5 protein-coding genes and 1 pseudogene are annotated in these 4,067 nt (G+C 63.9%); 3 read left to right on the top strand and 3 right to left on the bottom strand.

Annotation, left to right across the window (positions count from 1 at the left end; translation table 11 throughout):
* Together LQV16_RS23100 and LQV16_RS23095 are read left to right on the top strand one after the other, a co-directional pair.
* A partial coding sequence (locus LQV16_RS23100; RefSeq protein ID WP_229996167.1) for a DUF3090 family protein occupies window positions 1-359 on the top strand: 359 nt, incomplete at its 5' end.
* An 18-nt stretch (window positions 360-377) separates the two neighbouring features.
* On the top strand, window positions 378-1,127 hold the full coding sequence (locus LQV16_RS23095) for an SCO1664 family protein (RefSeq protein ID WP_229996166.1): 750 nt from the start codon (window positions 378-380) through the stop codon (window positions 1,125-1,127).
* Between the two features lie 758 nt (window positions 1,128-1,885).
* On the opposite strand, the gene LQV16_RS23090 is transcribed toward LQV16_RS23095, so the two are convergent.
* Complete coding sequence (locus LQV16_RS23090) at window positions 1,886-2,590, bottom strand: YoaK family protein (RefSeq protein WP_229996165.1); 705 nt, start codon at window positions 2,588-2,590, stop codon at window positions 1,886-1,888.
* 4 nt (window positions 2,591-2,594) lie between these two features.
* Complete coding sequence (locus tag LQV16_RS23085; RefSeq protein ID WP_229996168.1) at window positions 2,595-3,128, bottom strand: gamma-glutamyltransferase; 534 nt, start codon at window positions 3,126-3,128, stop codon at window positions 2,595-2,597.
* On the opposite strand from LQV16_RS23085, the gene LQV16_RS23080 reads away from it, so the two are divergent.
* Window positions 3,063-3,413, top strand: a complete 351-nt coding sequence (locus tag LQV16_RS23080; protein ID WP_229996164.1) for a cupin domain-containing protein — start codon at window positions 3,063-3,065, stop codon at window positions 3,411-3,413. The two genes, LQV16_RS23085 and LQV16_RS23080, sit on opposite strands and share 66 nt — an antisense overlap.
* A 13-nt stretch (window positions 3,414-3,426) precedes the next feature.
* Here the strand turns inward: LQV16_RS23080 and LQV16_RS23075 are convergent.
* A pseudogene (locus LQV16_RS23075) lies at window positions 3,427-3,976 on the bottom strand (recombinase family protein).
* Window positions 3,977-4,067 lie beyond the last annotated feature (91 nt).

Raw genomic sequence — 4,067 nt, 5'->3', positions numbered from 1 at the left:
GCAACCCCTTCAGCGTTCCCACGAGTACTCCCATTGAACTTGTCGACAATGACCAGCTCGAGGCCGTTCAGGAGCAGTTTCGCACCGGCGCCATGAGCTTAGGTTGGGACCCAACCACGGCCCAGGTGGTAATAGAGGCCCACCCCGTCACCGATGTCGATGCTGATGACAACGACGAATCGCTTGATGAGGACGGCGCTAACGAGCTCGAAATGCTGCTGGTGCGAATGCCGGTCGGCACCGCCCGCGCCTTCGCCAAGCGCACCCGTGAGATCGTGGGCGCCGGGCGTCCGACGTGCTCGCTCTGCGGTTTCCCCATAGGCGCCGACGGGCACATCTGTACCCTTCCCGAGGTCTGATGCCAGGCGCCGGACCTAGTGGCCGCCGAGCTGACGCTCACCGGCCGCATCACGACGGCTTCAAACGCTACATTTCTGGGCAGCATCGGCGACGTGGTGGTCGTCTATAAGCCGATAGCAGGCGAAAGTCCGCTGTGGGATTTTCCCCACGGCACCCTGGCTCACCGGGAGGTGGCCGCCTACCTGGTCTCGCAGGTCTTCGGCTGGGACGTCGTGCCGCGCACCTGGCTGCGCGATGGTCCGATGGGCGAAGGAATGGTGCAGCTCTGGCAGGAGCAAGACCCCGCCCAAAGCGCCGTGAACCTGGTCGCGACGGACCACGTGCCGGAGACGGGCTGGAAACACGTTCTCGAGGGACGAGATGAGAACGGACGGATGGTCGCCCTCGTTCACGAAGACTCGCCAGCGCTCAGACGCATGGCGGTGTTCGACATGGTCGTCAACAACGCCGACCGCAAAGGCGACCACATTCTTGCCATGACGGACGGACACCGGCACGGAGTGGACCATGGGCTCACCTTTCACCGGGACCACAAGCTGCGCACGGTGCTGTGGGGGTGGCTGGGAGACGCTCTGACCGCCGAGGAACGCGACGGCATCGATCGTGTCAGCGAAGGACTGCACGGTGGGCTGGGCCGAAACCTGGCGGACTTGCTCAGCGCCGAAGAAATCGCATCGCTCGCTACGCGCTGCGCCCGGTTGCGCCTGGCAGGGCGGTTTCCGGCTCCGAGCGGTGAGATGTCGGCGGTGCCCTGGCCGCTGTTCTAAGGGAATTACGGCTACGGGCTGCGCAGGCTGTGTCACGTTGATGGCATGGATCCTTAAGGTAGCGTCGGAGCTCATCATTCCTGAGCGCGAGCTCGGCTGGCGATTTTCCTAGGAGCCACGCCCGGCCGGCAAGCCTCTGTTCCGAAGGTTTGGGCGATGGGAGAGACATCAACTGTCACCGGGAATTCGCTGCCCAACGCCGATAGCAGCGCACACGTGTAGCCGACGACATCGCCGATATCGGGTCAAGACATCGATCCCGCTGAGCTCTGGCTAGCCTTTGGCGGCGTCGAAGGCCTGCTTTATGGCCTGACTGATGCGGCCACGAGGGCTGGGGTTGTATCCGTTCTCAGCGGCCCATTAACGGATCTTCTGAGCCGCCGCAGGTTCTCTTAATCCCGCACAATTCGCTGTCGTGAGACTGCCTGTTGTTGGACGGCTTTTCGAGACAGCGGCGGTCCTAGCCGCACAGGGAACTCTTGTCAGTTTCCGAAGACGTTTGCAAGGAATGTCCGAAGTCCTTTGCACTCGGGCCCAAATGAGGGTTCCCTTGCGCAAACGGACCTGGACAGGCAGGAGGCGTTTGAGTGCAGAGCGCGGTCCCGGGTCTGCCAGGAATGAGAGGTCAAACACCTTGGGATCCCGGAACTGCACTGGGCCGGAGTTCAGCGCTGTCTGTAGCGTCTCCGCGCCCGGGTGGGACGTTCCTGCGGACACCGGTCCGGCGGACGGGACCGCCGGGCCGGTGTCCGCGACGTTCATGCTGACACGAGTGTCTTTGAGGACCCTGCACTCTTCTTCTTGGCCGTCCTTCGTGCTGTGAACGCGGCGGCGGCGCAGAGCAGGATGGCCGTCGGGACGAGGAGCGCCGCCCACAGGGCCAGATGCAGAAGGAACGCCCCGGCTACAGCCCCGAGGAACATGGACAGAACGGCTGCAAGCCTGCGCATGGTGGCGGTGGTGCTCGCTCCGCCCCAGAAGCGCCCGGCTTCACTGAGAAGCAGCGACAGGGTCGAGGTGATCACCACCGTCGATACGTCAGGTATCCCTACTCTGCGCGCGGCTATGGCCTGGCACCCCATGAGGAGCCCGATGATGAAAGTCACCGCATGAATCAGGGCTTCGCCGGTGGGCAGCAGGAAGAGTGTGGTCGTGACGGCGAGCATGCCTGCTGCCGCTACCCAGAAGACAGAAAGCAGCGCCGTATCGGTTTGTCCTCGGGGAGGGAATCGTCGCAGTATCAGGCCGAGTAGCCATGACCCGGCCGCGAAGCCCCCGAGAGCGGCCAGGGGCCCGGTGAGAGGGACATGGTCGGACGCCGCGATGGAAAGCCCGATCAAAATGACGTTTCCGGTCATGTTGGCCCCGAACACTCGGTCCATTCCGAGGTAAGTCGCCGCATCCAGGGCTCCGGTGCCAAAACTCAGCGCGATCATCATCCAGAAGGACAGTCGTTGCCGCACGTCCTTAGTTCCCCTCAGGCGCCGGCCCGTCGGAGCGCGGATCAGACCCCGTCGCGAATGTGCCCTTCGCGGTGCCCTGGCGGATCACCTGCAGGTGCCCGACTGAGTCGTCCAACGGCTCCAGCTGCTTGGTCCGGAACCCGGCATTGACGAGGTTTTGGACAGCCTCCATGGAGACGCCCTTTTCGACGGAAATCGTCACGGCTTCGTCCGGAGCCGCCGCCCCTGCCTCCATCTGACCCACGATCCAGCGCGGTCGCGCCGTGGCCTGCGCGGGCGCCATTCCCAAGGCCAGATTCAGGGCCAGGTGTGTGTGGACCTGCGGCTGGGCGCGGCCGCCCATGGTGCCGTGTGCACCGATGAGTTTCCCATCTCGGCGGACGAGGACCGGCATGAGCGTGTGCGGGGGTTTCCGACCGGGGGCGAGTTCGTTTGCTGCTCCCGGCCGAAGGCTAAACGATGCCCCGCGGTTGTGAAGGAGGATGCCGCTAGCCGGGTCGAGGACGCAGGAGCCGAACGCGTGGAAGGCGCTCTGAATCAGCGAAACCCAGTTGCCGTCCGAGTCGGCGACCGCTCAGCCGACGGGCGCCGCGTGATCGCGGCCTTCCAAGAGTCCGGAAAATCCCGCTTCACCTACCCTTTCAACGAATTTATGTACGTTCTCCGTGGCAGCATCACATGCACACTGGAAGGCGGCCAAAAGCACTACTTTACAACCGGTGACTCCGCATTCTTCCCGGAAGGAACCACAGCCGATCTCGACATCAGCGATGACTTCATGGACCTCACCTTCCTCACTTCGGAGCACGAGATTCAATACTGATTGGCGTTAACACCTACCGTGAAAGGAGCTTCTGGCCGTCGGGGCGCAGCTCCCCGGTGGGTGAGACGTGCCGGTACAGAGTCTGGCGCGTGATGCCCAATTCAATGCAGAGATCGCCGACTTTTGTCTCCGGCTTGCCCATGGAGGCCAGGGCGAGCCGGAGTTTCGCTGGCGTCATCTTGAAGGGGCGTCCGCCGTTGCGGCCGCGCGCCCGTGCAGAGGCGAGGCCGGCGAGGGTGCGTTCTGAAACGAGTTCGCGCTCAAATTCGGCGAGGGCGGCGAAGATCCCGAAGACGAGTTTCCCGGAGGCGGTGGTGGTGTCAATGGCCGCGCGCTGTCCGGTGAGAACCTTAAGCCCGATGCCTCGTTCGGTCAGGTCGTGGACGATATTGACCAGATGGCGCAGGTCCCGGCCGAGCCGGTCCAGTTTCCAGACGACCAGGGTGTCTTCGTGGCGCAGGGCTTTGAGGCAGGCGCCAGCTGGGGCCGGTCGTCCTTTTCCCGGAGGCCTTGTCTTCGTAGAGGGAGTCCGTGTCGACGCTGGCGACCAGGAGTACGGACAATGCATACCCCCACCCCCGCGACAGCCGGAGGGTCGCCCCAGATTCGATTGTCGGATCCGGATCCACAGGTCTCCTACGCCCCCGGCATTGC

The organism is Arthrobacter sp. Bi26 (assembly GCF_918697925.1).
Lineage (GTDB): Bacteria > Actinomycetota > Actinomycetes > Actinomycetales > Micrococcaceae > Arthrobacter.
Note: the sequence above shows the minus strand (reverse complement) of the source record. Positions and strands in the feature narration are given on the sequence as shown.